The following is a 25,430-nucleotide window of genomic DNA, read 5'->3' as shown; positions in this document are numbered from 1 at the left end:
CCTGCCGCCGGCCGGGTCACGAGTCGGATCCTTCGAGGGCCATCCGCACCAGTCCGGCGACGTCGAGGTCGCGGATCTCGGCGGCGGGGGCGTCCGGCGTCGCGTCCGGGGCCGGCGCGGCGGTGTCCTGGCCGAGGCGCAGCAGCGGGTCGAGCAGCCCCGCCTGCCGCAGCCGGTCCAGCGGGATCGCCGCGAGCACCCGGCGCACGGTCTCCTCGTCGGCTGGGTCGCCGCCGGCCGGGTCGCCGCCGTCGGGGAACAGCTCGGCGTCCAGGTGGTCGGCGAGGCCGGCCGGGGTCGGGTAGTCGAAGACCACGGTGGTGGGCAGCTCCCGGCCGGTCGCGGCGGTGAGCAGGTTGCGCAGCTCCACCGCGGTGAGCGAGTCGAAGCCGAGGTCGAGGAAGCCCCGCTCCGGGTCGACCGCGTCGACCGAGGGGTGGCCGAGGACCTTCGCCGCGTCGGTGCGGACCAGGTCCAGCAGCGCGTCGCGCCGGTCGGCGGCGGGCAGCGCGCGCAGCTCGGCGAGCCGGTCCGCGCCCTCCGGGCCGGCGTTCGCGGCCGGTTCCGGTGCGGCGGCGAGCGCCCGCACGGCCGGCAGGTCGGCCAGCAGCGGACTGGGTCGCAGCGCGGTGAACAGCGGGTGGAACGTGGCCCAGTCGACGTCGGCGACCGTCACGCAGGTGTCGCCGGCGGCGAGCGCGTGCCGCAGCCCGGCCATCGCCGGCCCGGGCGGCAGCACCCGCAGGCCGCGTCGGCGCAGCTGTTCCGGCGCGTCGTCGTCGAACATCCCGGACTCGGTCCACGGCCCCCAGGCCACCGAGGTGGCGGGCAGGCCGCGCGCCCGGCGCCGCTGCGCGAGGGCGTCCAGGTGGGCGTTGCCGGCGGCGTACGCGCCCTGACCGCCGCTGCCCCAGGTGGCGGCGATGGAGGAGAAGAGCACGAACGCGTCCAGCTCGACGCCGTCGAGCAGCTCGTCGAGCAGTTCCGCGCCGGCCAGTTTCGGGCCGATCACGTACGCCAGGTCCTCCAGCGTGGTCTCGGCCAGCGGGACCACCTCGCTGACCCCGGCGGCGTGCACCACCGCGCGCAGCGGCGGCCCGTCCCGGCGCAGGTCGGCCACGAGGTCGGTCATGGCGGTCCGGTCGGCGGCGTCGCACCGGGCCACCCGGCACTCGACGCCGGAGTCGGCCAGCTCGGCCAGGAGCGCGTCGGCGCCGGGGGTGTCGGCGCCGCGCCGGCTGGTCAGCACGATCCGCTCGGCGCCCGCGTCGGCGGCCCAGCGGGCCACGTGCCCGCCGAGCGCGCCGGTGCCGCCGGTGATCAGGACGGTGCCGCGCGGCTGCCACGGCGTGGGCTCGCCGTCGGTCACGGCGGTGTCGAGCCGCCGGGCGTACGCCCCGTCGGCGCGCACCGCCACCTGGTCCTCGGTGGTGGTGGCCAGCAGGGCGGCGGTCCGTCGGGCGGTGTCGTCGTCGACGGTGGCGGGCAGGTCGACCAGGCCGGCCCAGCGGGCGGGCTGTTCCAGCGCGGCGACCCGGCCGAGGCCCCACAGCGCCGCCTGCCGGGGCCGGTCCGGGGTGTCGCCGCCCCCGACGCCGACCGCGCCCCGGGTGGCGCACCAGAGCCGGGCCGGCGCGTCGAGGTCGGTCAGCGCCTGGAGCAGGTGGACGGTGGCGGCCAGCCCGCGCGGCAGCGCCGGGTGGTCGGTGTGCGACGTCTCGTCCAGGCCGAGCAGGGACAGCACGTGCGACGGGCCGTCGCCGGTCGCGGCGGCGACCAGGTCGGCCAGCCGGGTGGCCAGCTCGTCGGACGCGGCGGCGGTGTCGACCGCCGCGGTGGTGGCCGCCGGGCCGAGCGCGCCGGCCAGGGCGGTCAGGTCCGGGTCGGTGGCCCGGTCGGCGGGCAGCAGCACCAGCCAGCGGCCGGCGGGCGGGGTGCCGGCGTCGACGTCGACCGGTTCCCACCGGACCCGGTAGCGGCTGCCGTCCACCAGGGACCGTTCCCGGCCGCGGCGCCGCCAGGCCGACAGCGCCGGCAGCACGGCGTCGAACGGCTGTTCCGCGGCGACGTCCAGCTCGGTGAGCAGACCGTCCAGGTCCTCGGCGTCGACCGCCGCCCAGAACCGGCGTTCCACAGCGGTGTCGACGTCGGCCGGCGCGGTCAGCCAGGCCGGCGGCTGCGGCCAGAAGCGCTGCCGGTCGAACACGTGGGTGGGCAGGTCGGCCGGCTGCGGGTCGACCCCGGCGTAGAGCGCCGGCCAGTCCGGGGCGACGCCGTGCACGTGCAGTGCGGCCACGGCGCGCAGCAGGGTCAGCGGTTCCGGCCGGTCCCGGCGCAGCGTGGGCAGGACCGGCGGGACCGGCCCGGCGTCGGCCAGCACGCCCTGGGCCGCCGGGGTGAGCACCCCGTCCGGGCCCACCTCCAGGTAGGCGGTGCAGCCGTGCGCGCGCAGCGCGGTGACCGCGTCGGCGAAGCGGACCGTGTCGCGGGCGTGCCGGGCCCAGTAGCCGGGCGCGCCGACCGCCGCCACGTCGACCGGCGCGCCGGTGACGGTGGAGACCAGCGGCACGGTCGGCGCGTGGTGCGGCAGGCGGGCGGCGAGCGCGGCCAGCTCGTCGAGCACCGGCTCCATCAGCGGGCTGTGGAAGGCGTGGCTGACGGCGAGCTTGCGGGTGCGTACCCCTCGGGCGGTCCACTCGGCGGCGACCCGGTCGACGGCGTCGGTCTCGCCGGCGACGACCACGGCGGCGGGGCCGTTGACGGCGGCGAGCGCGACCCCGGCGCCGAGCGTGGGGCGGACTGCGTCCTCGCCGGCGGCGACGGCGAGCATGGCCCCGCCGTCGGGCAGCGCCTGCATCAGCCGGCCCCGGGTGGCGACCAGCTCGGCGGCGTCGGCGAGGGTGAGCACCCCGGCGGCGTACGCGGCGGCGAACTCGCCGATGGAGTGCCCGGCGACCGCGTCGGGGCGCAGCCCCCAGGCGGTGAGCAGCCGGAACAGCGCCACCTCCACGGCGAACAGGGCCGGCTGGGTGAACTCGGTGCGGTCCAGCAGCGCCGCCTCGGGGGTGCCGGGGTCGGCGTCGAGCAGCGGGCGCAGCGGCCGGGACAGGTGCGGGTCGAGCGCGGCGCACACCTCGGTCAGCGCGTCGGCGTAGGCCGGGTACGCGGCGGCCAGCTCGCGACCCATGCCGGGCCGCTGCGCGCCCTGCCCGGAGAACAGGTACGCGACCCGGGGCCGGGCGGTCACCGCACCGGTCACCAGCGCCGGTGAGTCGTCGCCCCGGCGCAGCGCGCGCAGCCCGGCGCGCAGCGTGCGCCGGTCGGTGGCGAGCACCACCGCGCGGTGCTCCAGCGCGGCCCGGGACACGGCGGAGGTCCAGCCGACGTCGACCAGCGGTGGGGCCTGCGGACCGGTGAGCCGGTCGGCCCACGGCTGCGCCTGGGCGGCCAGCGACCCGGCGGTGCGGGCGGAGAGCAGGACCGGCACCACCGGCGGGTGCGCCGGTTCGCCGGCCGGGACGGGCGGCTCGGGGGCCTGTTCGAGGATGGTGTGGGCGTTGGTGCCGCTGATGCCGAACGAGGAGACGGCGGCGCGGCGCGGGCGGCCGGTCAGCGGCCACGGCCGGCCCTCGGTGAGCAGGTCGACCGCGCCGGTGCTCCAGTCCACCTGGTCGCTGGGCGCGTCCACGTGCAGCGTCGGCGGCAGGTAGCCGTGGCGCAGCGCGAGGATCATCTTGATCACGCCGGCGACACCGGCGGCGGCCTGGGTGTGGCCGATGTTCGACTTGATCGAGCCGAGCAGCAGCGGCCGGTCCTCGGGTCGGCCCTGCCCGTACGTGGCGAGCAGCGCCTGCGCCTCGATCGGGTCGCCGAGCCGGGTGCCGGTGCCGTGCGCCTCCACCGCGTCGACGTCACCGGCGTCGAGGCGGGCGTTGGCCAGCGCGGCCCGGATGACCCGCTGCTGGGCCGGCCCGTTGGGGGCGGTGAGGCCGTTGGAGGCGCCGTCCTGGTTGACCGCGCTGCCCCGGATCACCGCGAGCACCGGGTGGCCGTTGCGGCGGGCGTCGCTGAGCCGCTCGACGAGCAGCACGCCGACGCCCTCGCCCCAGCTGGTGCCGTCGGCGCCGGCGGCGAACGCCTTGACCCGGCAGTCCGGGGCGAGGCCGCGCTGGCGGCTGAACCCGACGAACACGCCGGGGGTGGCCATCACGGTGACGCCGGCGACGAGCGCCAGGGAGCACTCGGCGGCGCGCAGCGCCTGCCCGGCCCAGTGCAGCGCGACCAGCGACGACGAGCAGGCGGTGTCCACCGACACGGCCGGTCCCTCCAGCCCGAGCGTGTACGACACCCGGCCGGACAGGACGCTGCCGGCGTTGCCGGTCATCAGGTGTCCCTCGGCGCCCTCGGCGGTGAGCATGAGGTTGCGGTAGTCCTGGTAGTTGGTGCCGACGAAGACGCCGGTGGGGCTGCCGCGCAGCGCCTGCGGGTCGATGCCGGCCCGCTCGATCGCCTCCCACGAGGTCTCCAGCAGCAGCCGCTGCTGCGGGTCCATGGCGAGCGCCTCGCGGGGGCTGATGCCGAAGAAGCCGGGGTCGAAGTCGGCCACGTCGGGCAGGAAGCCGCCCTGCCGGGCGTAGCTGGTGCCCTCGACGGCGGGGTCGGCGTCGAAGAGCCGGTCGAGGTCCCAGCCCCGGTCGGTGGGAAAGTCGCCGATGGCGTCGCCGCCGGCGGCGAGCAGTTGCCACAGCCGCTCCGGGTCGTCGGCGCCGCCGGGGAAGCGGCAGCTCATCGCGACGACGGCGAGCGGCTCGTCGGGGGTGGCCACGGCTGCCGGGCCGGTCACCGCCGCGCCGGCGCCGGTGAGCAGTTCGTCGAGGTGCCCGGCGAGCACGGCCGGGTTCGGGTAGTCGAACGCGAGCGTGGCGGGCAGCCGCAGGTCGGTGGCGGTGGCGAGGAGGTTGCGCAGGTCGACGGCGGTCAGCGAGTCCAGGCCGAGGTCGCGGAAGGGCCGGTTGACCGGAACGTCGTCGGCGGAGCGGTAGCCGAGCGCGCCGGCGGCGCACTGGCGGACCAGGTCGCGCAGCGTCTCGGTCCGTTCGGCGGCGGAGCGGCCGGCGAGCTGCCGGGCCAGCGCCGAGCCGGGTTCACCGGCCGGTTCGGTGGCGGCCGGCGTCTGCGGGGGTCGCAGCGCCTCGTGGACCTCCGGCAGGTCGCCGAGCAGCGGGCTGGGGCGGACGAGCGTGAACGCCGGGGCGAAGCGGGTCCAGTCGACGTCGGCGACCATCGTGGCGGCGTCGTCGCCGCCCAGCGCCCGGGTCAGTGCCGCGACGGCGAGCTCGGGGTCCATGGCCACCATGCCGCCGCGCCGCAGCCGCTGCTGGGCGCGCTCGTTGTCGGCGGGCAGGCCGGCGCCGTCCCAGGCGCCCCAGGCGACGGCGAGCGCCGGGAGGCCGTCGGCCCGCCGCCGGTGGGCGAGCGCGTCGAGGTGGGCGTTGGCCGCGCCGTACGCGCCCTGGCCGGCGTTGCCGGTGGTGCCGGCGACGGAGGAGAAGAGCACGAACGCGTCCAGCTCGTGGTCGCGGGTGAGCGCGTCGAGGTGGTCGGCGGCGGCGCTCTTGGGCGCGGCGACGGTGTGCAGGCGGGCCGGGGTGACGGTGTCCACGATGCCGTCGTCGAGGACGGCGGCGGTGTGCAGCACGGCGCGCAGCGGGGCGTCGTCGGGCAGGTCGGCGAGCAGCGCGGCGAGCTGGTCGCGGTCGGTGACGTCGCACCGGGCGACGGTGACGCGTACCCCGAGGTCGGTCAGCTCGGCGGTGAGGTCGCCGGCGCCGGGGGCGTCGGGGCCGCGGCGGCTGGCCAGCAGCACGTGCGCGGCGCCGGCGCGGGCGGCCCAGCGGGCCAGGTGCCCGCCGAGGCCGCCGGTGCCGCCGGTGATCAGCACGGTGTCGCGCAGGCGGACGTCGTGGTCGGCCGGGTGGGTGAGCCGGGTGAGCCGGCGGACGTGCACGCCGGTGTCGCGGACGGCGATCTGGTCCTCGCCGTCGTCGGCGCCGAGCACCGCGCCGAGGAGGGCGGCGGCGCGCGCGTCGAGCCGGTCGGGCAGGTCGACCAGGCCGCGCCAGCGGGCGGGGTGTTCCAGGGCGACGGCCCGGCCGAGGCCCCACACGGCGGCGGCGGCCGGCTCCGGGGCGGGGTCGGCGTCGCCGGTGGTGACGGCGCGGCGGGTGGCGCACCACAGCGGCGCCTCGACGCCGAGCGCGCCGAGCGCCTGGACCAGGTGGGCGGTGCCGGTGACACCGAGCGTGGTGGCCGGGTGGTCGGGGTGGGGACGCCCGTCGAGGCCGAGCAGGGAGAGCACGGCGGAGGGTCCGCCGTCGGGCAGCGCGGCGCGCAGCCGCTCGGCGAGCGCGGCCGGGTCGTCCGCCGGGTCGACGGGCACGGGTACGGCGTCGGCGCCGACGTTGCCGAGCGCGGCGAGCACGTCGGTGACGAGCGGGGCGTCGGTCAGGTCGGCGGGTACGGGCAGCAGCCAGGTCCCGCCGAGGCGGGTGAGCGGCAGGTCGGGCCGGGGTGTCCAGGTGATCCGGTAGTGCCAGCGGTCGGGGTCGGGTTCGCCGTCGCGGTCGGTGACGAAGCGCGGCGGTGCGGGCCAGTACCGCTGGTGGTCGAAGGCGTAGGTGGGCAGGTCGACGGTGGTCGTCTCGGCGAGCACGCGGGTGAGGTCGACGGGCAGGCCGACGGTGTGCGCGGTGGCGAGGTTGGTCAGCAGCCGGGTCGGGTCGTCGTCGCCCCGGCGCAGCGTGGACAGCACGTGGCCGGTGGTGGCGGTGTCGTCCAGGATCGCGGTGACCGGCATCGTCAGCACCGGATGCGGCGAGATCTCCACGAAGATCGTGTGCCCGGCGCCGATCGCGGTCCGCACCGCCGTGTCGAACCGGACGGTCTGCCGCAGGTTGTCGTACCAGTAGTCGGCCTCCATGGAGACCGGGTCGACCCAGTCGCCGGTCAGGGTGGACACCAGACGGGTATGGCCGGGCTGCGGCGTGATGTCGGCCAGGTCCGCGCGAAGCTGCTGGGCGACGTCCTCGACGGCCGCCGAGTGCGACGCGTAGTCGACCGGGATCAACCGGGCCCGGATCTCGTCGGCCTGACAGGCGTCCACGAAGTCGGCCACGGCCTGCGGCGGGCCGGAGACCACCACCGTGGACGGGCCGTTGACCGCCGCGATTCCGACGCCGGCGATCCCGTCGAGACGGGTTGTCACCTCGTCGGCGGGCAGGTCGACCGACGCCATCGTCCCTGTGCCGCGCAGCACCGACAGGGCCCGCGACCGCAACGCCACCGTCCGCGCCGCGTCCTCCACAGACAGAATCCCCGCCACACAGGCCGCGCCGATCTCACCCTGCGAGTGCCCGATCACCGCCTGCGGCACCACTCCCACATGCCGCCACACCGCCGCGAGGGCGACGCCGACGGCCCACAGCACCGGCTGCACGACCTCGACCCGGTCCAGCCAGGACTCGTCGTCCCCGGTCAGCACCGACGGCAGGTCGACGTCCAGGAACGGCGACAACGCCGCCTGGCACTCGGCGAGCGTGGCGTCGAACACCGGCGTCCGACCCACCAGACCGGCAGCCATCCGCGCCGACTGGGCGCCCTGACCCGGAAACACGAACACCGGACCGGCCGTCCGCGACGCCGTACCCGTCACCACCGTCGGCGACGGCGTGCCGGCGGCCAGCGCGTCCAACCCGGACAGCAGATCCTCGGCGGACGCGCCGACCACGGTGGCCCGCTGCTCGAACGCGGTCCGGGTGGTCGCCAGGGACCAGGCGACCGCCGCCGGGTCGGCCGGGGCGGCGCGCAGGTGCGCGGCCAGCCGGGCGGCCTGCCCGGCGAGCGCGGCGCGGGTGCGGGCGGCGAGCGGCCAGGCGGTGACGTCGGCGGCCACCAGCCCCGGGGTCGGCGGGTCGGCGGCGGGGGCGAGCTCGTCCGGGGCCTGCTCGACGATGACGTGGGCGTTGGTGCCGGAGATGCCGAACGAGGAGACGGCGGCGCGGCGCGGGCGGTCCCGGTCCGGCCAGGGGCGGGCCTCGGTGACCAGCTCCAGCGCGCCGGCGGACCAGTCGATGTGCGGGGACGGCTCGTCCACGTGCAGTGTCGCCGGCACCAGGCCGTGCCGGATGGCGAGCACCATCTTGATCACCCCGGCGACCCCCGCGGCGGCCTGGGCGTGCCCGATGTTGGACTTCACCGAGCCGAGCAGCGCCGGCCCGGCGTCGCCGCGGTCCTGCCCGTACGTGGCCAGCAGCGCCTGCGCCTCGATCGGGTCGCCCAGGTTGGTGCCGGTGCCGTGCGCCTCGATGACGTCGACGTCGGCGGTGGCGAGCCGGGCGGCGGTGAGCGCCTGGCTGATGACGCGCTGCTGGGACGGGCCGTTGGGGGCGGTGAGCCCGTTGGACGCGCCGTCCTGGTTGACCGCGCTGCCGCGCAGCACCGCGAGCACCGGGTGGCCGTTGCGGCGGGCGTCGGAGAGCCGTTCCACCAGCAGCCAGCCGACGCCCTCGGAGAATCCGGCCCCGTCGGCGGAGGCGGCGAAGGAGCGGCACCGCCCGTCCGGGGACAGGGCCCGTTGCCGGCTCGATCCGATGTAGAGGCCGGGCGTGGCCATCACGGTGACGCCACCCGCGAGCGCCAGCTCGCACTCCCCCGCCCGCAGCGCCTGCGCGGCGAGGTGCAGCGCGACCAGGGAGGAGGAGCAGGCGGTGTCGATGGAGACGGCCGGCCCCTCCAGGCCGAGCGTGTACGACACCCGGCCGGAGGCGACGGCCGCCGCCCCGCCGGTCATCGAGTGCCCCTCGTCGGCGTCCGGGGACATCATCAGCAGGGTGCCGTAGTCCTGTCCGTTGGTGCCGACGAACACCCCGGTGCGGCTGCCCCGCAGCGTGGCCGGGTCGATCCCGGCGGACTCGACGGCCTCCCACGCGGTCTCCAGCAGCAGCCGTTGCTGCGGGTCCATGGTGAGCGCCTCGCGCGGGCTGATGCCGAAGAACGCCGCGTCGAAGTCCCCGGCGCCGTCGAGGAAGCCGCCCTCCCGGGCGTACGAGGTGCCGGGGTGGTCGGGGTCGGGGTGGTAGAGCCGGTCGAGGTCCCACCCCCGGTCGTCGGGGAACGGCGCGACCGCGTCCCGGCCGTCGCGCAGCAGCTCCCACAGGTCCCGCGGGTCGCGGACGCCACCGGGCAACCGGCAGCTCATCGCGACGATCGCCACCGGCTCCAGTTCCTGGGACTGGGCCTCGCTGAGCCGGCGGCGGGTGTCGTGCAGGTCCGCCATGACCCGCTTGAGGTAGTCGCGGAGCTTGTCTTCATTGGCCATCGGGTGCCGCTTCCTCGCAGGGGACGGGGAGTGAGCCGGTGCGGTCAGGACAGACCGAGGTCGCGGTCCACCATGGCGAACAGCTCGTCGTCGGTGGCGTCGCCGAGGTGCCGGCCGAGGTCGTCGCCGCCGCCGCCCTGCCCGAGACGGGTGAGCATGGCCTGGAGGCGAACGGTGGCGCGGACCCGGGCGGCCTCGTCGCGGGCCACCACGTCGAGCCCGTCGGCGATCCGGTCGAGGTCGTCGAGCAGCGCGGTGGGGGTGGCCACGTCGTCCTGGGCGACCTCGGCGTAGAGGTACTCGGCGAGCGTGGTCGGCGTCGGGTAGTCGAAGACCAGGGTGACCGGCAGCGCCACCCCGGTGGCCAGGCCGAGCCGGTTGCGCAGCTCGACCGCGGTGACCGAGTCGAAGCCCAGTTCGCGGAACGCCCGGTGCTCGTCCACCGACTCCCCGGACGGGTAGTTGAGCACGGCCGCGACCTGTCCCCGGACGAGGGCCAGCAGCACGGCCATCCGGTCGGCGGCGGGCAGCCCGGCGAGCCGGTCGTGCAGCGACTCCGGGCCGTCGGGGGTCTCGCCGCCGGTGACGCGTTCGGCGGCGCGCAACCGGCGGACGTCGGGCAGGTCGTTGATCAGCGGTCCGGGCCGGGTGGCGGTGAACGCGACGGAGAACCGCTCCCAGGCGATGTCGGCGACGGTGAGGAACGCCTCGCCGTGGTCGACGGCCTGGTGCAGCGCGGCGATCGCGGCCTCCGGCGGCATCTCGGGTACGCCGTGCCGGTGCAGCAGCTCACCGAACGGCCCTTCGGCCATGCCGCCGCCGGCCCAGGCGCCCCAGGCGATGGAGGTGCCGGGGAGGCCGAGGCCGCGCCGGTGCTGGGCGAGCGCGTCGAGGAACGCGTTGCTGGGGGCGTAGTTGCCGACGCCGGAGCTGCCCACCGAGCCGGCGAAGGAGGAGAACATGACGAACGCGGCGAGGTCGAGGTCGAGGGTCAGTTCGTGCAGGTGATAGGCGACGTCGACCTTGGCGGCGAGGACCCGTTCGATCTGGTCGACGCGCAGCTCGTTGATGAGCGCGTCGTCCAGCACCGCGCTGGCGTGCACCACCACCCGCAGCGGACGGTCGGCGGGGATGTCGTCGATCAGCGCGGCCAGGGCGTCCCGGTCGGCGGCGTCGCAGGCGACCACGCTGGCGGTGGCGCCGAGCGCGGTCAGCTCCTCGACGAGCTGCGCGGCGCCGGGTGCGGCCGGGCCGCGCCGGCTGGCCACGACGATGTTCTCCACGCCGCTGCGGGCCAGCCAGCGGGCGGCGTGTCCGCCGAGGGCGCCGGTGCCGCCGGTGACCAGGGCGGTGCCGGAGGGCTGCCACGGGTGCGCGGGTCGGCTGTCGCCGAGCGGGACCCGGGTGAGCCGGCGGCCGAGCAGGCCGGCGGGGCGTACCGCGATCTGGTCCTCCTCGCCGGCGGCGGTGAGCGCCGCGACCAGCAGGCCGGCGCTGCGCTCGTCGATCGCCTCGGGCAGGTCGACCAGGCCGCCCCAGCGCTGCGGGTGTTCCAGTGCGGCGACCCGGCCGAAGCCCCAGACCATGGCCTGACCGGGCGAGCGGAGCAGGTCGGCCCGGCCGACCGAGACGGCGCCGGAGGTGACCGCCCACAGGGGGGCGGCGAGGCCGATGTCGCCGAGCGCCTGGACCAGCGCGACGGTGGCGGCGAAGCCACCGGGTACGGACGGGTGCATCGGGTGGACCAGCTCGTCGAACGCGAGCAGCGACACCACTCCGGTCACCTCGGCCGGTGTGTCGTCGGCGCCGGTGGTGATCGCCTCGCGCAGCAGTTTGGCGAGCAGGTCGCGGTCGGCGTCGGTGGTGCTGACCGGCACCGGGACGACGGTGGCGCCGGCGGCGGCGATCGCCGCCACGCTCGCGTCCTGCCACGGTTCGACGATGTCGCCGGTGGGCAGCACGACCAGCCAGGTGCCGGCCATGCCGCGGTTGGTGATGCCGGTGAGCGGCTTCCACGTGTCCTGGTAGCGCCAGCTGTCGATGTCGGACTGGCGGCGGCGCTGCCGGCGCCAGCGGTGCAGCAGGGGCAACGCCGGGGCGAGCGCGTCGAGCGCCGTCCCGGCGGGGGTGTCCTCGCCGGCGACCACCTCGGCGAGGGCGGGCAGGTCGTCGCGTTCCACGGCCGCCCAGAAGCCGCTGTCGTCCGGCCCGGTGCTCTGGTCGGGCGGCAGGGCCGCGAGGTCGGGTGCGCCGCTGCCGTCGAGCCAGAACCGCTGGTGGTCGAAGGCGTAGCTGGGCAGGTCGACGGTGGTCGTCTCGGGCAGGACGCGGGTGAGGTCGACGGGCAGGCCGACGGTGTGGGCGGTGGCCAGGTTGGTCAGCAGCCGGGTCGGGTCGTCGTCACCGCGACGCAGGCTCGACAGCACGTGGCCGGTGGTGGCGGTGTCGTCGAGGATCGCGGTGACCGGCATCGCCAGCACCGGATGCGGGGAGATCTCCACGAACGTGCTGTGCCCCGCGCCGATCGCGGTCCGCACCGCGGTGTCGAAGCGGACCGTGCGGCGCAGGTTGTCGTACCAGTAGTCCGCCGTCATGGTCGACGGGTCCACCCAGTCCCCGGTCAACGTCGACACCAGACGGGTGTGGCCTTGCTGCGGGGCGACGTCGGCCAGGTCGGCGCGCAACCGCTGGGCGACGTCCTCCACGGCCGCGGAATGCGACGCGTAGTCCACCGGAATCAACCGCGCCCGCACCTCCTCGGCCTGACAGGCCGCCACGAAATCGGCGACCGCCTGCGGCGGACCGGACACCACCACCGTCGACGGACCGTTCACCGCCGCGACCCCGACCCCGTCGAACCCGGGCAGACGGGCGGTCACCTCGTCGGCGGGCAGGTCGACCGACGCCATCGTCCCGGTCCCCCGCAGCGCGGCGAGCGCCCGGGACCGCAGGGCCACCGCGCGGGCCGCGTCGTCGAGGGAGAGGATGCCGGCGACGCAGGCGGCGGCGATCTCGCCCTGGGAGTGACCGATGACGGCGTCGGGCAGCACACCGGCCGCGCGCCACACGGCGGCGAGGGCGACCCCGACGGCCCAGAGCACCGGCTGCACCACCTCGACCCGGTCCAGCCAGGACTCGTCGTCGCCGGTCAGCACCGACACGAGGTCGACGTCCAGGTGGGGGGCCAGCGCCGCCTGGCACTCGGCCAGCGTCGCGTCGAGGACCGGGCACCGGCCGACCAGACCGGCGGCCATCCGGGCGGACTGGGCGCCCTGACCGGGGAAGACGAACACCGGGCCGGCGCCGGCGGCGGTCGCCGTGCCGGTGACGAGGTTGCCCGCCGGCAGGCCGGCGGCGAGGGCGTCCAGGCCGGCCAGCAGCTCGGCCGGCGCCGCGCCGACGACGGCGGCGCGCTGGTCGAGCGTGGCGCGGGTGGTCGCGAGGGACCAGGCCACCGCCGCCGGGTCGACGTCCGCCCGGCCACGCAGGTGCGCGGCGAGCCGCGCGGCCTGGCCGGCGAGCGCGGCGCGGGTGCGACCGGAGACCGGCCAGACGGTGGGCGCGGCGGCGAGCAGCCCGGGCCGGCGCGGCGCGGGCTCGGCGCTGTCGTCGGCGGCCGGCTCGGCGGGGGCCGGGCGGTACTCCTCGACGATGACGTGGGCATTGGTGCCGCTGACGCCGAACGAGGAGACGCCGCCCCGGCGGGGGCGGCCCAGCTCCGGCCACTGCCGGTTCTCGGTGATCAGCTCCACCGCGCCGGCGGACCAGTCCACGTGCGGCGACGGCTCGTCCACGTGCAGCGTCGCCGGCAGCGTGCCGTGCCGCAGCGCCATCACCATCTTGACCAGCCCGGCGACGCCGGCGGCGCTCTGGGTGTGGCCGATGTTCGACTTCACCGAGCCCAGCAGCAGCGGCCGGTCGGCGGGACGGTCCTGCCCGTACGTGGCGATGAGCGCCTGCGCCTCGATCGGGTCGCCGAGCGTGGTGCCGGTGCCGTGCGCCTCGACCAGGTCGACGTCGGCCGCGCCGAGCCGCGCGTTGGCCAGCGCGGCCCGGATCACCCGCTGCTGGGAGGGCCCGTTGGGGGCGGTGAGACCGTTGGAGGCGCCGTCCTGGTTCAGGGCGCTGCCCCGGATCACGGCGAGGATCGGGTGGCCGAGGCGTTCGGCGTCGGCGAGTCGTTCCACCACGACCACGCCGCCACCCTCGCCCCAGCCGGTGCCGTCGGCGCCGGCCGCGAACGCCCGGCACCGCCCGTCGACGGACATGCCGCGCTGGCGGGAGAAGACCACGAAGACGCCGGGGGTGGCCATCACGGTGACGCCGCCGGCGACGGCCAGGTCGCACTCGCCGCGGCGCAGCGCCTGCCCGGCCAGGTGCAGCGCGACCAGGGAGGACGAGCAGGCGGTGTCGACGGTGACGGCGGGCCCGTTGAGGCCGAGGGTGAACGAGATCCGGCCGGAGGCGACGCTCGTGGTGTTGCCGGTGCCGAGGTACATGTCGACGCCGTCGGGCACGTGCGGCAGGCCCATGCCGTAGTTGGACGTGCTGAGGCCGACGAAGACGCCGGTCTGGCTGCCGCGCAGCGACAGCGGGTCGATGCCGGCGCGCTCGATCGCCTCCCACGAGGTCTCCAGCAGCAGCCGCTGCTGCGGGTCCATGGCGAGGGCCTCGCGGGGCGAGATGCCGAACAGGGCCGGGTCGAAGTCACCGGCGGCGTCGAGGAACCCGCCGACCCGGGTGTAGCTCTTGCCCGGCTTGTCCGGGTCGGGGTCGTAGAGCGCGTCGAGGTCCCAACCCCGGTCGTCGGGGAACTCGGTGAGCGCGTCCCGGCCGCCGGCGACCAGGTCCCACAGGTCCTCCGGGGACCGGACGCCGCCGGGGAACCGGCAGCTCATCGACACGATGGCGAGCGGTTCGGCGTCCCGCGCCTCGACGGTCTGCAGCTTGCGCTTCGTGTCGTGCAGGTCGGCGGTCACCCGCTTGAGGAAGTACCGCAGCTTGTCGTCGTCGCTCATCGCGTCCCTGCCTCGATCCGCGGTTCGGTCATGTCAGGAGATTCCAAACTCTTTGCTGATGAAGTCGAAGATCTCGTCGTCGCTGGCCGCGTCGAGGTCGGGCCGGTCCGGTTCGGCGGCCGGGCCGGCGAGGTCGGTGGCCTTGGCGAGCAGGTCCCGCATCCGGGTGGTGAACCGGTCCCGGGTCTCCGGGTCGAGGGCGAGCGTGGTGAGCAGCGACTCCACCGCGTCGATGCCCTGGAACAGCGGCTGGGTGGAGGGGGCGGCGTCGGCGGCGATCTCGCCGGCCAGTTTCCCGGCCAGCGCCTGCGGCGTCGGGTAGTCGAAGACCAGCGTGGCGGGCAGCCGCAGCCCGGACAGGGTGTTGAGCCGGTTGCGCAGGTCGACCGCGGTGAGCGAGTCGAAGCCCAGGTCGGTGAAGAGCCGGCCCGGGTCGACGGCCTCCGGTCCGGTGTGACCGAGCACGGCGGCGACGTTGGCCCGGACCACGTCGAGGAGCACCCGGCGCCGCTCGTCGTCGGACAGGCCGGCGAGCCGCTGGGCGAGCGGCACGCCGCCGGTCGCGGCGGCGCCGGCGTCGACCGAGCGGCGCAGCGGCACCCGGACCAGGCCGCGCAGCAGCGGGGCGAGCGCGCCGGACTCGGCCTGCGCGCGCAGCGCCGCCACGTCCAGGCGCATGGGTACGACGGCGGCCGCGTCCAGCCGCCAGGCCGCGTCGAACAGGTGCAGCGCCTGCTCGGTGGGGAGCCCGCCGGCGCCCTGCTCGGCCATCCGGCGCACGTCGGCGTCGGCGAGGTGACCGGTCATGCCGCTGGCCTGCTCCCACAGTCCCCAGGCCAGCGAGATGCCGGGCAGCCCCTGGGCCCGCCGGTGCGCGGCGAGCGCGTCGAGGAACGCGTTCGCGGCGCCGTAGTTGGCCTGACCGGCGCTGCCCAGCGTGCCGGCGGCCGAGGAGAAGAGCACGAACGCGCCGAGGTCCCGGCCCGCGGCGAGCCGGTGCAGATGCCACGCCGCGTCGATCTTGGGTACGGCGACCGCGTCGACCCGGTCCGGGGTGAGCGACTCCAGCACGCCGTCGTCGAGCACGCCGGCGGCGTGCACCACGGCGGTGAGCGGATGCGCGGCGGGGATGCCGTCGAGCAGCGCGGCGAGCGCGTCGGGGTCGGCGGCGTCGCAGGCGGCGACGGTGACCTCGGTGCCGGCCTCGGCCAGCTCGGCGACCAGCTCGGCGACGCCGTCGGCGGTCGCGCCGCGCCGGCCGGCGAGCAGCAGGTGCCGCATCCCGTGGGTGGTGGCCAGGTGGCGGGCCAGCAGCCGGCCCAGCACGCCGGTGCCGCCGGTGACGAGCACCGTGCCGTCCGGGTCGACGCCGCCGGGCAGCGGTTCCAGTCCGGCCGGTACGCGGGCCAGGCGCGGCGTGCGTACCTGACCGGCGTGCACGGCGAGCTGCGGCTCGCCGGTGCCGATCGCGGCGGCGAGCAGCGCGGCGCTGGCCGGGTCGGCGTCCAGGTCGAGCAGGTGCAGGCGGCCGGGGTGTTCGACCTGGGCGGTGCGGATCAGCCCCCAGGCGGGGGCCTGCCGCAGGTTGACCTCGGCCTGCTCCCCGGTGGCCACCGCGTCGCGGGTGACCAGGACGAGTCGGGTGTCGGCGAACCGGTCGTCGGCGAGCCACGCCCGCGCCAGGTCCAGCACGCGGTGGGTGGTGGCGCGGGCCTGTGCGGCCAGCTCGGCGCCGGTGCCGTCGCCGAGCGCGGCGACCGGCACGACGACCACCTCGGGGGCGGCCTCGCCGCCGGTGAGCAGGTCGGCGAAGGACTCGGGGGCGAGGTCGGTGCGGGTCCGGGCGCCGGCCGCCTCCCCGGCGGCGCTGAGCGCGAGGTCGTCGCCGAGGACCACCCAGCGGCCGGCGGCGGGCGTCGGCGCGGCGGGCACGGCCAGCGCCGGCCAGTCCAGCCGGAACAGCGACTCGTGCCGGCCGGAGCGGGCGGCGCCGAGCGCGTCCCCGGTGACCCGGCGCATGATCAGCGATTCGGCGTGCAGGACCGGCGCGCCGGTGGCGTCGGCGACCTGGAAGGTGACGCCGACGTCGCCGGCGGAGGCGACGCGGACCCGGAGCGCGGTGGCGCCGGCGGCGAGCAGCGTGACGCCGGTCCAGGCGAACGGCAGGCGGGGGACGGTGGCGTCGGCGCCGTCGCCCATCCGGCCGAGGAAACCGCCGATGGACATGGCCTGGAGCGCGCCGTCGAGCAGCGCCGGGTGGATGCCGAACCGGCCGGCCTCGGCGTGGTGGTCGGCGGGGAGCGCCACCTCGGCGAACACCTCGTCGCCGCGGGTCCAGGCGGCGCGCAGGCCCCGGAAGGCCGGCCCGTAGCCGAACACCGTCGACTCGATGCCGGCGTAGAAGGCGTCGGAGTCGACCTCGGTGGCGCCGGGCGGCGGCCACACGCCGAGGTCGAACGCGGGCGCGACGGCGGCGCGCGGGGCGAGCTGGCCGGTGGCGTGGCAGGTCCAGGCCACGTCGGCGAGGATCTCGTCGGACCCGTCCCGGTAGGGGCGGGAATGCAGTTGCACCGGTCGGCGGCCGGCGTCGTCGCGGTCGCCGACGGTGAGCTGGATCTGCAGCGAGCCCAGTTCGGGCAGCACGAGCGGGGCGAGCAGGGTGAGTTCCTCGACCACCGGCGCGCCGGCCTGCTCGCCGGCGTGGGCGGCCAGTTCGACGAAGGCGGTGCCGGGCAGCAGGATCGCGTCCATCACCCGGTGCTCGCCGAGCCACGGGTGGGTACGCACGGACAGCCGGCCGGTGAAGACCATCCGTTCGCTGTCGGGGAACGTGACGGCGGCGCTGAGCAACGGGTGCCCGGCGTCCTGGAGGCCGGCGGAGGCGACGTCGTGCGCCCGGTGCGCGGGCGGGTCGAGCCAGAACCGGTGCTGCTCGAAGGCGTAGGTGGGCAGGTCGACGGTGGTCGTCTCGGGCAGGACGCGGGTGAGGTCGACGGGCAGGCCGACGGTGTGGGCGGTGGCCAGGTTGGTCAGCAGCCGGGTCGGGTCGTCGTCACCGCGGCGCAGGCTCGACAGCACGTGGCCGGTGGTGGCGGTGTCGTCGAGGATCGCGGCGACCGGCATCGCCAGCACCGGATGCGGACTGATCTCCACGAACGTGCTGTGCCCGGCGCCGATCGCGGTCCGCACGGCCGTGTCGAAGCGGACGGTGCGGCGCAGGTTGTCGTACCAGTAGTCGGCCGTCATGGTGGCCGGGTCCACCCAGTCCCCGGTCAACGTCGACACCAGACGGGTGTGGCCTTGCTGCGGCGTCACGTCGGCCAGGTCGGCGCGCAGTTGCTGGGCGACGTCCTCCACGGCGGCGGAGTGCGAGGCGTAGTCCACCGGGATCAACCGCGCCCGGATCTCATCGGCCTGACACGCCTGGACGAAGTCGGCCACGGCCTGCGGCGGACCGGACACCACCACCGTGGACGGGCCGTTCACCGCCGCGATCCCGACACCCGCGAACCGGTTGTCGGCAGCACCGGAGCCGGCGGAGTCGGCCGTGGCCCCGTCGACGCCGCCGGCCGTCCCGGCTGCGACACCGAGGCGGGCGGTCACCTCGTCGGCGGGCAGGTCCACCGACGCCATCGTCCCGGTCCCCCGCAGCGCGACGAGCGCCCGCGACCGCAACGCCACCGTCCGCGCCGCGTCCTCCAGCGACAGGATCCCCGCCACACACGCCGCGCCGATCTCCCCCTGCGAATGCCCGATCACCACCTGCGGGGTGACCCCGACATGCCGCCACACCGCCGCGAGCGCGACCCCGACGGCCCACAGCACCGGCTGCACCACCTCGACCCGCTCAAGCCACGACTCGTCCTCACCGGTCAACACCGACGGCAGGTCGACGTCCAGGAACGGCGCCAACGCCGCCTGACAGTCGGCGAGCGCGGCGTCGAACACCGGCGTCCGACCCACCAGACCGGCCGCCATCCGCGCCGACTGCGCACCCTGACCGGGGAACACGAACACCGGACCGGCTGCGGACGCGGTGCCGGTGACCAGGTGCGGTGACGGCGACCCGTCGGCCAGCGCGTCCAGGCCGGACAGCAACTCCTCGACCGAGGACCCGACCACCGCGCCCCGGTGGTCGAACGCCGACCGGGTGGCCACCAGGGACCACGCCACGGCGGCCGGGTCCACCTCGCCGCGCGACCGGACGTATCCGGCCAGGCGGGCGGCCTGCCCGGCCAGCGCGGCACGCGAGCGCGCGGACACCGGCCACACCGTCGCGGCGGCGTCCAGCAGGCCGGCGGCGGTCGGGGCCGCGGCGGCGGGCTCGTCGCCCTGTTCGACGATGACGTGGGCGTTGGTGCCGGAGATGCCGAACGACGACACGGCGGCCCGGCGCGGGCGCGACGCCGACGGCCACGGGCGCGCCTCGGTGACCAGCTCGACCGCGCCGGCGTCCCAGTCGATGTGCGGGGACGGTGCGTCCACGTGCAGCGTGCGCGGGACGGTGCCGTGCCGCATGGCCTGCACCATCTTGATCACGCCGGCGACGCCGGCGGCGGCCTGGGCGTGCCCGATGTTCGACTTGATCGAGCCGAGCAGCAGCGGCCGGTCCTCGGGCCGGTCCTGCCCGTAGGTGGCGAGCAGCGCCTGCGCCTCGATCGGGTCGCCCAGCGTGGTGCCGGTGCCGTGCGCCTCCACCACGTCCACGTCGGCCGGGCCGAGCCGCGCGGCGGCCAGGGCCGCCCGGATGACCCGCTGCTGCGACGGTCCGTTGGGGGCGGTGAGCCCGTTGGACGCGCCGTCGGAGTTGACCGCGCTGCCGCGGACCACGGCGAGCACGTGACGGCCCTGCCGGCGGGCGTCGGACAGGCGCTGCACGAGCAGCAGGCCGACACCTTCGGACCAGCCGGTGCCGTCGGCGGCGGCGGCGAACGACTTGCACCGGCCGTCGGCGGCCAGGCCGCGCTGCCGGGAGAACTCGACGAACGCGGTGGGGGTGGCCATCACGATGACGCCGCCCGCGAGAGCAAGGTCGCACTCGCCCCGGCGCAGCGCCTGACCGGCCCAGTGCAGCGCGACGAGGGAGGAGGAGCAGGCCGTGTCGAGCGACACCGCCGGGCCCTCCAGGCCGTACGTGTAGGCGACCCGGCCGGAGATGACGCTGCTGGTCATGCCGGTGAGCGCGTATCCGGAGGTTTCCTCCGGGGCGAAGGCGAGCAGCGAGCCGTAGTCCTGCCCGCTGGTGCCGACGAACACGCCGGTGCTGCTGCCGCGTACCGAGGTCGGGTCGATGCCGGCGGACTCGAACGTCTCCCAGGTGGTTTCCAGCAGCAGCCGCTGCTGCGGGTCCATCGCCAGGGCCTCGCGCGGGCTGATGCCGAAGAAGCCGGGGTCGAAGCGGTCGACGTCGGCGAGGAAGCCGCCGCCGCGGGCGTAGAACGTGCCGGTGGCGTCCGGGTCGGGGCTGTACAGCGTGTCCAGGTCCCAGCCCCGGTCGCCGGGCAGGTCGGTGACGGCGTCGACCCCGTCGGCGACCAGCCGCCACAGGTCGTCGGGGTTGGCCACACCGCCGGGCAGCCGGCAGGCCATCCCGATGATGGCCAGCGGTTCGTCGTCGGCGACGGCGACCGGCGCGGCGGCCGGCCGGGCCGGGACGGGGGTGCCGGCGATCTCGCTGTCCAGGTGCGCGGCGAGGTCGTGCGGGCTCGGGTGGTCGAAGACGAGCGTGGCGGGCAGCCGCAGTCCGAACGCGTTGCCGAGCCGGTTGCGCATCTCGACGGCGGTGAGCGAGTCGAAGCCGAGGTCGCTGAACGCCCGGCGCGGGTCGACGGCGGCCGGGTCGGGGTAGCCGAGCACGGCGGCGGCCTGCCCCCGGACGATCTCCACGAGCGCGGTACGGCGGTCGGTGTCGCCGAGCGCGGCGAGCTGCTGCACCAGGGACGCGCCGGTGGCCGGCGCGGCGGCGCCCCGGCCGACCCGGATCAGCGCCCGGTACAGCGGCGGGACGGCGCCGGCGAACTGGGCCCGCATGGCGGCCAGGTCGAGGCGGGCCGGCACCAGCGCGGCGGCCGGCACGCGGCAGGCGGCGTCGAAGAGCGCGAGGCCCTCCTCCGCCTCCATCGCGGACACGCCGGAGCGGGAGATCCGGTTGAGGTGGACGTCGTCCAGTTCGGTGGTCATGCCGCTGCGGTCGGCCCAGAGGCCCCAGGCCAGGGTGAGCGCGGCCAGTCCCCGGGCGCGGCGGTGGTGGGCGAGCCCGTCGAGGAACGCGTTCGCGGCGGCGTAGTTACCCTGGCCCGGGCCGCCGGCGGTGGCGGCGAGCGAGGAGTACGACACGAACGCGGTGAGGTCGAGGTCGGCGGTCAGCTCGTGCAGGTGCCAGGCGGCGTCGACCTTCGGGCGCAGCACCCCGTCGACGCGGTCCGGGGTGAGCGAGGAGATGACGCCGTCGTCGCGTACCCCGGCGGCGTGGACCACGGCGGTGAGCGGGTGGTCGGCGGGGAGGTCGGCGAGCAGCGCGGCGACCGCGTCCCGGTCGGCGACGTCGCAGGCGGCGACCGTGACGGTGGCGCCGAGCGCGGTCAGCTCGGCGCACAGCTCACCGATGCCGGCGGCGTCGCGGCCGCGCCGGCTGGTGAGCAGCAGGTGCCGCACGCCGTGGCGGGTCACCAGGTGCCGGCTCATCAGCTGGCCGAGCGTGCCGGTGGCGCCGGTGACCAGCACCGTCCCGTCGGCGTGGAACGGCGTGCCGGTCGGGTCGGCGGGCGCGGGCACCCGGGCCAGCCGGGCGCCGGAGGCGACGCCGGCCCGGACGACGACCTGCGGTTCGTCGGTGTCCAGCGCCGCCACGAGCGCGCCGGCCGCGCCGGCCGGGTCGTCGGTGTCGACGAGCACGAAGCGGCCGGGGTTCTCCGACTGGGCGGAGCGCAGCAGGCCGATGACGGCGGCGCCGGCCAGGTCGGTGAGGTCGGCGTCGGCGTCGGTGGCGACCGCGCCGCGGGTGAGCACGACCAGGCGGGTGGCGTCGTAGCGGTCGTCGGCGAGAAACCGTTGCAGCAGGTCGAGCGCCCGGTGGGTCACCTCGGCGACCCACCGAGGCACGTCGCGCCCGCCCGGCGGGTCGAGGAACGGCGCGACCAGCACGCCGGGCGCGTCCGCGCCCTCGTCCAGCGCGGTGGTCAGGGCCGCGAGACCGGGGTACGCGGTGACGGCGGTCCCGGTGGCGGCGACCGCGTCGGCGAGCGCGGTGTCGGTGTCGAGGACCGCCCAGGCGGCGGTCGACGGCGCGGCGGGCAGGGCGAGCGGCGTCCAGTCCACCCGGTACAGCGACTCGGGTCCGCCGCCGCCGGCGGTGCGGAGCTGGTCGGCGGTGACCGGGCGCAGCACGAGCGAGCCGACCGAGGCGATCGGGGCGCCGGTGACGTCGGCGAGGAGCAGGGAGACGCTGTCGGCGCCGGTGTGCCGCACCCGCACCCGGGCGGCGGCGGCCCCGGCGGCGTGCAGCGCGATGTCGTTCCAGGAGAACGGCAGCCGGCCGTGGCCGGGGGGCAGGCCGGGACCGGTGGGGTCGCCGGCGGCGCTGGTGAGGCCGAGTGTGTGCAGGGCGGCGTCGAGCAGTGCCGGGTGCACGCCGTACCCGCCGGCCTCGCCGGCCGGCGTCTCGGGCAGCGCCAGGTCGGCGAAGAGGTCGTCGCCGCGCCGCCAGGCGGTACGCAGCGCGATGAAGGACGGGCCGTAGTCGTAGCCCTGGGCGGCGAGGTGCGGGTAGAGCCGGTCGGTGGGCACCTCGGTGGCGTCCGGCGGCGGCCAGGTGGCCAGGTCGGACCAGCCGGGCACGCCCGGTCTGGCCGGGCCGTCGGCGAGGACGCCGCTGGCGTTGCGGGTCCAGGCCCGGTGGTCGCCGTCGGCGGGGTCCCGGTCGGCGTGCTCGTCGTCGGGCGTCGAATGCAGGGAGACCGAGCGGCAGCCGGTCTCGTCGGCCGGGCCGATCCAGAGCTGGATGTCCACGCCGCCGGTCTCGGGCAGGATCAGCGGCGCTTCGAGGGTCAGCTCGCGGACGTGGTCGGCGCCGACGTGCGCGCCGGCCTGCAGGGCGAGTTCGACGAAGCCGGTGCCGGGCAGCAGCACGGTGTCGAAGACGACGTGGTCGGCGATCCACGGGTGGGTGCGCCTCGACAGTCGGCCGGTGAACAGGAAACCCTCGGCGTGGGCGACGCCGACGGCGGCGCCGAGCAGGGGGTGACGGGCGGGCCGCAGACCGACCGCGGTGACGTCGCCGGTCCAGCCGCCGCCGGCCTCCGGCCAGTAGCGCTGGTGCTGGAACGCGTAGGTGGGCAGGTCGACCCGGGTGACGCCGGTGCCGGTGAACCACGGCGACCAGTCGACGGGGACGCCGTGCGCGTGCAGCTCGGCCAGGCCGGCCAGCAGCGCGGCGGTCTCATCCCGGTCGCGGCGCTGGACGGCCACGGCGAGCACGGCGTCGTCAGCGGGCAGGATCTCGGCGGTGAGCGCGGTGAGCACGCTCTGCGGGCCGATCTCCAGGAACGTGTCCACCCCGGCGTCGCGCAGGGCGGTGATCCCGTCGGCGTACCGGACCGCCTCGCGGACGTGCCGCACCCAGTAGTCGACGGTGGTCAGCTCCGCCGGGTCCGCGACCGCACCGGTCACGTTGGACACGACCAGGAGGGTCGGCGCGGCGAACGTCAACCCGTCCAGGACGGTGCGGAAGTCGGCGAGCATCGGTTCCATCAGCGGGCTGTGGAACGCGTGCGACACGGTGAGCCGGCGGACCCGGACGCCCCGGTCGCGCCAGGTGTGCTCCAGCGCGGTCAGCGCGTCGACCGGGCCGGAGACCACGACCGACGCCGGGCCGTTGACCGCCGCGATCCCCACGTCCGTCCGGGCCGCGACCGACGCGGCCACCTCGGACTCCGGCGCGGCGACCGCGAGCATCCCGCCGCCCTCGGGAAGCGCCTGCATCAACCGGCCCCGGGCCGCGACCAGCGCGGCGGCGTCCGGCAGCGACAGCACCCCGGCGACGTGCGCGGCGGTGATCTCACCGATCGAGTGGCCACCGACGGCGTCCGGGGTCACCCCGAACGACTCGACCAGGCGGAACAGGGCCACCTCGACCGCGAACAGGCCGGCCTGGGTGAACTCGGTGCGGTCCAGCAGGTCGCCGTCGCCGAACAGCACCGGCTTCAGCGGTCGCGGCAGCAACGGGTCGAGGTGACCGCACACCTCGTCGAGCGCGGCGGCGAACACCGGGAACGCCGCGTACAGGTCCCGGCCCATGCCGGCGCGCTGCGCGCCCTGACCGGAGAAGAGCACGGCGACGCCCTGCCGGTCGGTGGCCTGCCCGGTCACGGTGCCGGCCTGCGGCGTGCCGGCGGCGAGTGCGCGCAGCGCGGCCAGCAGGTCGTCCCGGCCGGTCGCGGGGAGCACGGCCCGCCGGTCGAGCGCGGCCCGGGCGGTGACCGACGAGAAGGCCACGTCGGGCGCGGTGAGGTCGGGGTCGGCGGCGATCCGGTCGGCCCACCGGCCGGCCTGGGCGGCCAGCGCGGCGTCGTCGCGGGCGGAGACGACCACCGGTACGACCGGTCGGGTGGCCGCCGGCGCGGCGTCGGCCGGGCCGGGTTCGTCCGGCGGGGCCTGTTCGAGGATGGTGTGGGCGTTGGTGCCGGAGACGCCGAACGAGGAGATCGCCGAGCGGCGCGGCCGGTCCACCGCCGGCCACGCGGTGGCCTCGGTGACCAGCGTGACCGCGCCGGCGTCCCAGTCGACCTGCGAGGTCGGCGCGTCCACGTGCAGCGTGGGCGGCACCACGCCGTGCGCCATCGCCTGCACCATCTTGATCACGCCGGCGACGCCGGCGGCGGCCTGGGTGTGCCCGAGGTTCGACTTGACCGAGCCGAGCAGCAGCGGCGCCGCGTCGCCCCGGTCCTGCCCGTACGTGGCCAGCAGCGCCTGCGCCTCGATCGGGTCGCCGAGCCGGGTGCCGGTGCCGTGCGCCTCCACCACGTCCACGCCGCCGGCGGCGAGGCCCGCGTTCGACAGTGCCTGCTGGATCACCCGCTGCTGGGCCGGCCCGTTCGGGGCGCTGAGCCCGTTCGACGCGCCGTCCTGATTGACCGCGCTGCCGCGCAGCACGGCGAGGATCCGGCGGCCGTTGCGGCGGGCGTCGCTCAGGCGTTCCAGCAGCAGCACGCCGACGCCCTCGGACCAGCCGGTGCCGTCGGCGGCCTCGGCGAACGCCTTGCACCGCCCGTCGGCGGCCAGGCCGCCCTGGCGGGAGAACTCGACGAACGCGCCGGGGGTGCACATGGCGGTGACGCCGGCGACCACGGCGAGCGTGCACTCGCGCTGCCGCAGCGCCTGCCCGGCCAGGTGCATCGCGACCAGCGACGAGGAGCAGGCGGTGTCGACGGTGACCGCCGGCCCTTCCAGGCCGAACGTGTAGGCGAGCCGGCCGGACACCACGCTGCCGGCGTTGCCGGTCATCAGGTGGCCCTCGAGGCCCTGCGCGGCGGCGCTCATCAGCACCGTGCCGTAGTCCTGCCCGGTGCTGCCGGCGAAGACGCCGGTGCGGCTGCCGCGCAGCGTGTGCGGGTCGATGCCGGCCCGCTCGAAGACCTCCCAGGTGGTCTCCAGCAGCCACCGCTGCTGCGGGTCCATCGCCAGCGCCTCGCGGGGCGAGATGGCGAAGAAGCCCGGGTCGAACTCGGCGAGGTCGGTGACGAAGCCGCCCCGGCGCGCGTACGAGGTGCCGTCCTGCTCCGGGTCGCCGTCGTGCAGCGCGCCGAGGTCCCAGCCCCGGTCGGTGGGGAACTCGGTGAGCACGTCCCGGCCGGCGGCGACCACCTCCCACAGCCGCTCCGGAGTGTCGATCCCACCGGGGAAGCGGCAGCTCATGCCGACGATGGCGACCGGTTCCTGCTCACCGGCCTCCACCTCGCGCAGCCGCTGCCGCACCTGGTGCAGGTCGGCGGTGACCCGCTTCAGGTAGTCGAGAAGCTTCGCCTCGTCAGCCATGGTCC

At 76.7% G+C, this 25,430-nt stretch carries 3 protein-coding genes; all 3 read right to left on the bottom strand.

Translation table 11 applies throughout. From position 1 onward, the window contains the following. Window positions 1-16: 16 nt before the first annotated feature. From ACN27B_RS24100 to ACN27B_RS24090, 3 genes are read right to left on the bottom strand one after another with little or no spacing between them, the layout of a single operon-like run. The gene (locus ACN27B_RS24100) at window positions 17-9,424 is read right to left on the bottom strand and encodes a type I polyketide synthase (protein ID WP_422746059.1); all 9,408 of its coding nucleotides are present in this window, start codon (window positions 9,422-9,424) and stop codon (window positions 17-19) included. Beyond that, the gene (locus tag ACN27B_RS24095; protein ID WP_422741588.1) at window positions 9,421-14,394 is read right to left on the bottom strand and encodes a type I polyketide synthase; all 4,974 of its coding nucleotides are present in this window, start codon (window positions 14,392-14,394) and stop codon (window positions 9,421-9,423) included. Before ACN27B_RS24095 ends, ACN27B_RS24100 begins: the two co-directional genes overlap by 4 nt. Window positions 14,395-14,427: 33 nt before the next feature. Beyond that, on the bottom strand, window positions 14,428-25,425 hold the full coding sequence (locus tag ACN27B_RS24090; protein ID WP_422741587.1) for an SDR family NAD(P)-dependent oxidoreductase: 10,998 nt from the start codon (window positions 25,423-25,425) through the stop codon (window positions 14,428-14,430). Between the last annotated feature and the right edge of the window lie 5 nt (window positions 25,426-25,430).

The sequence above is a fragment of the Micromonospora sp. WMMD754 genome (assembly GCF_049315235.1).
Lineage (GTDB): Bacteria > Actinomycetota > Actinomycetes > Mycobacteriales > Micromonosporaceae > Micromonospora > Micromonospora sediminicola.
Note: the sequence above shows the minus strand (reverse complement) of the source record. Positions and strands in the feature narration are given on the sequence as shown.

Bases quoted from the DNA above. Each gene is read 5' to 3' on its own strand.
- ACN27B_RS24095 (WP_422741588.1), bottom strand. From the start codon at position 14,394: ATGAGCGACGACGACAAGCTGCGGTACTTCCTCAAGCGGGTGACCGCC.
- ACN27B_RS24090 (WP_422741587.1), bottom strand. From the start codon at position 25,425: ATGGCTGACGAGGCGAAGCTTCTCGACTACCTGAAGCGGGTCACCGCC.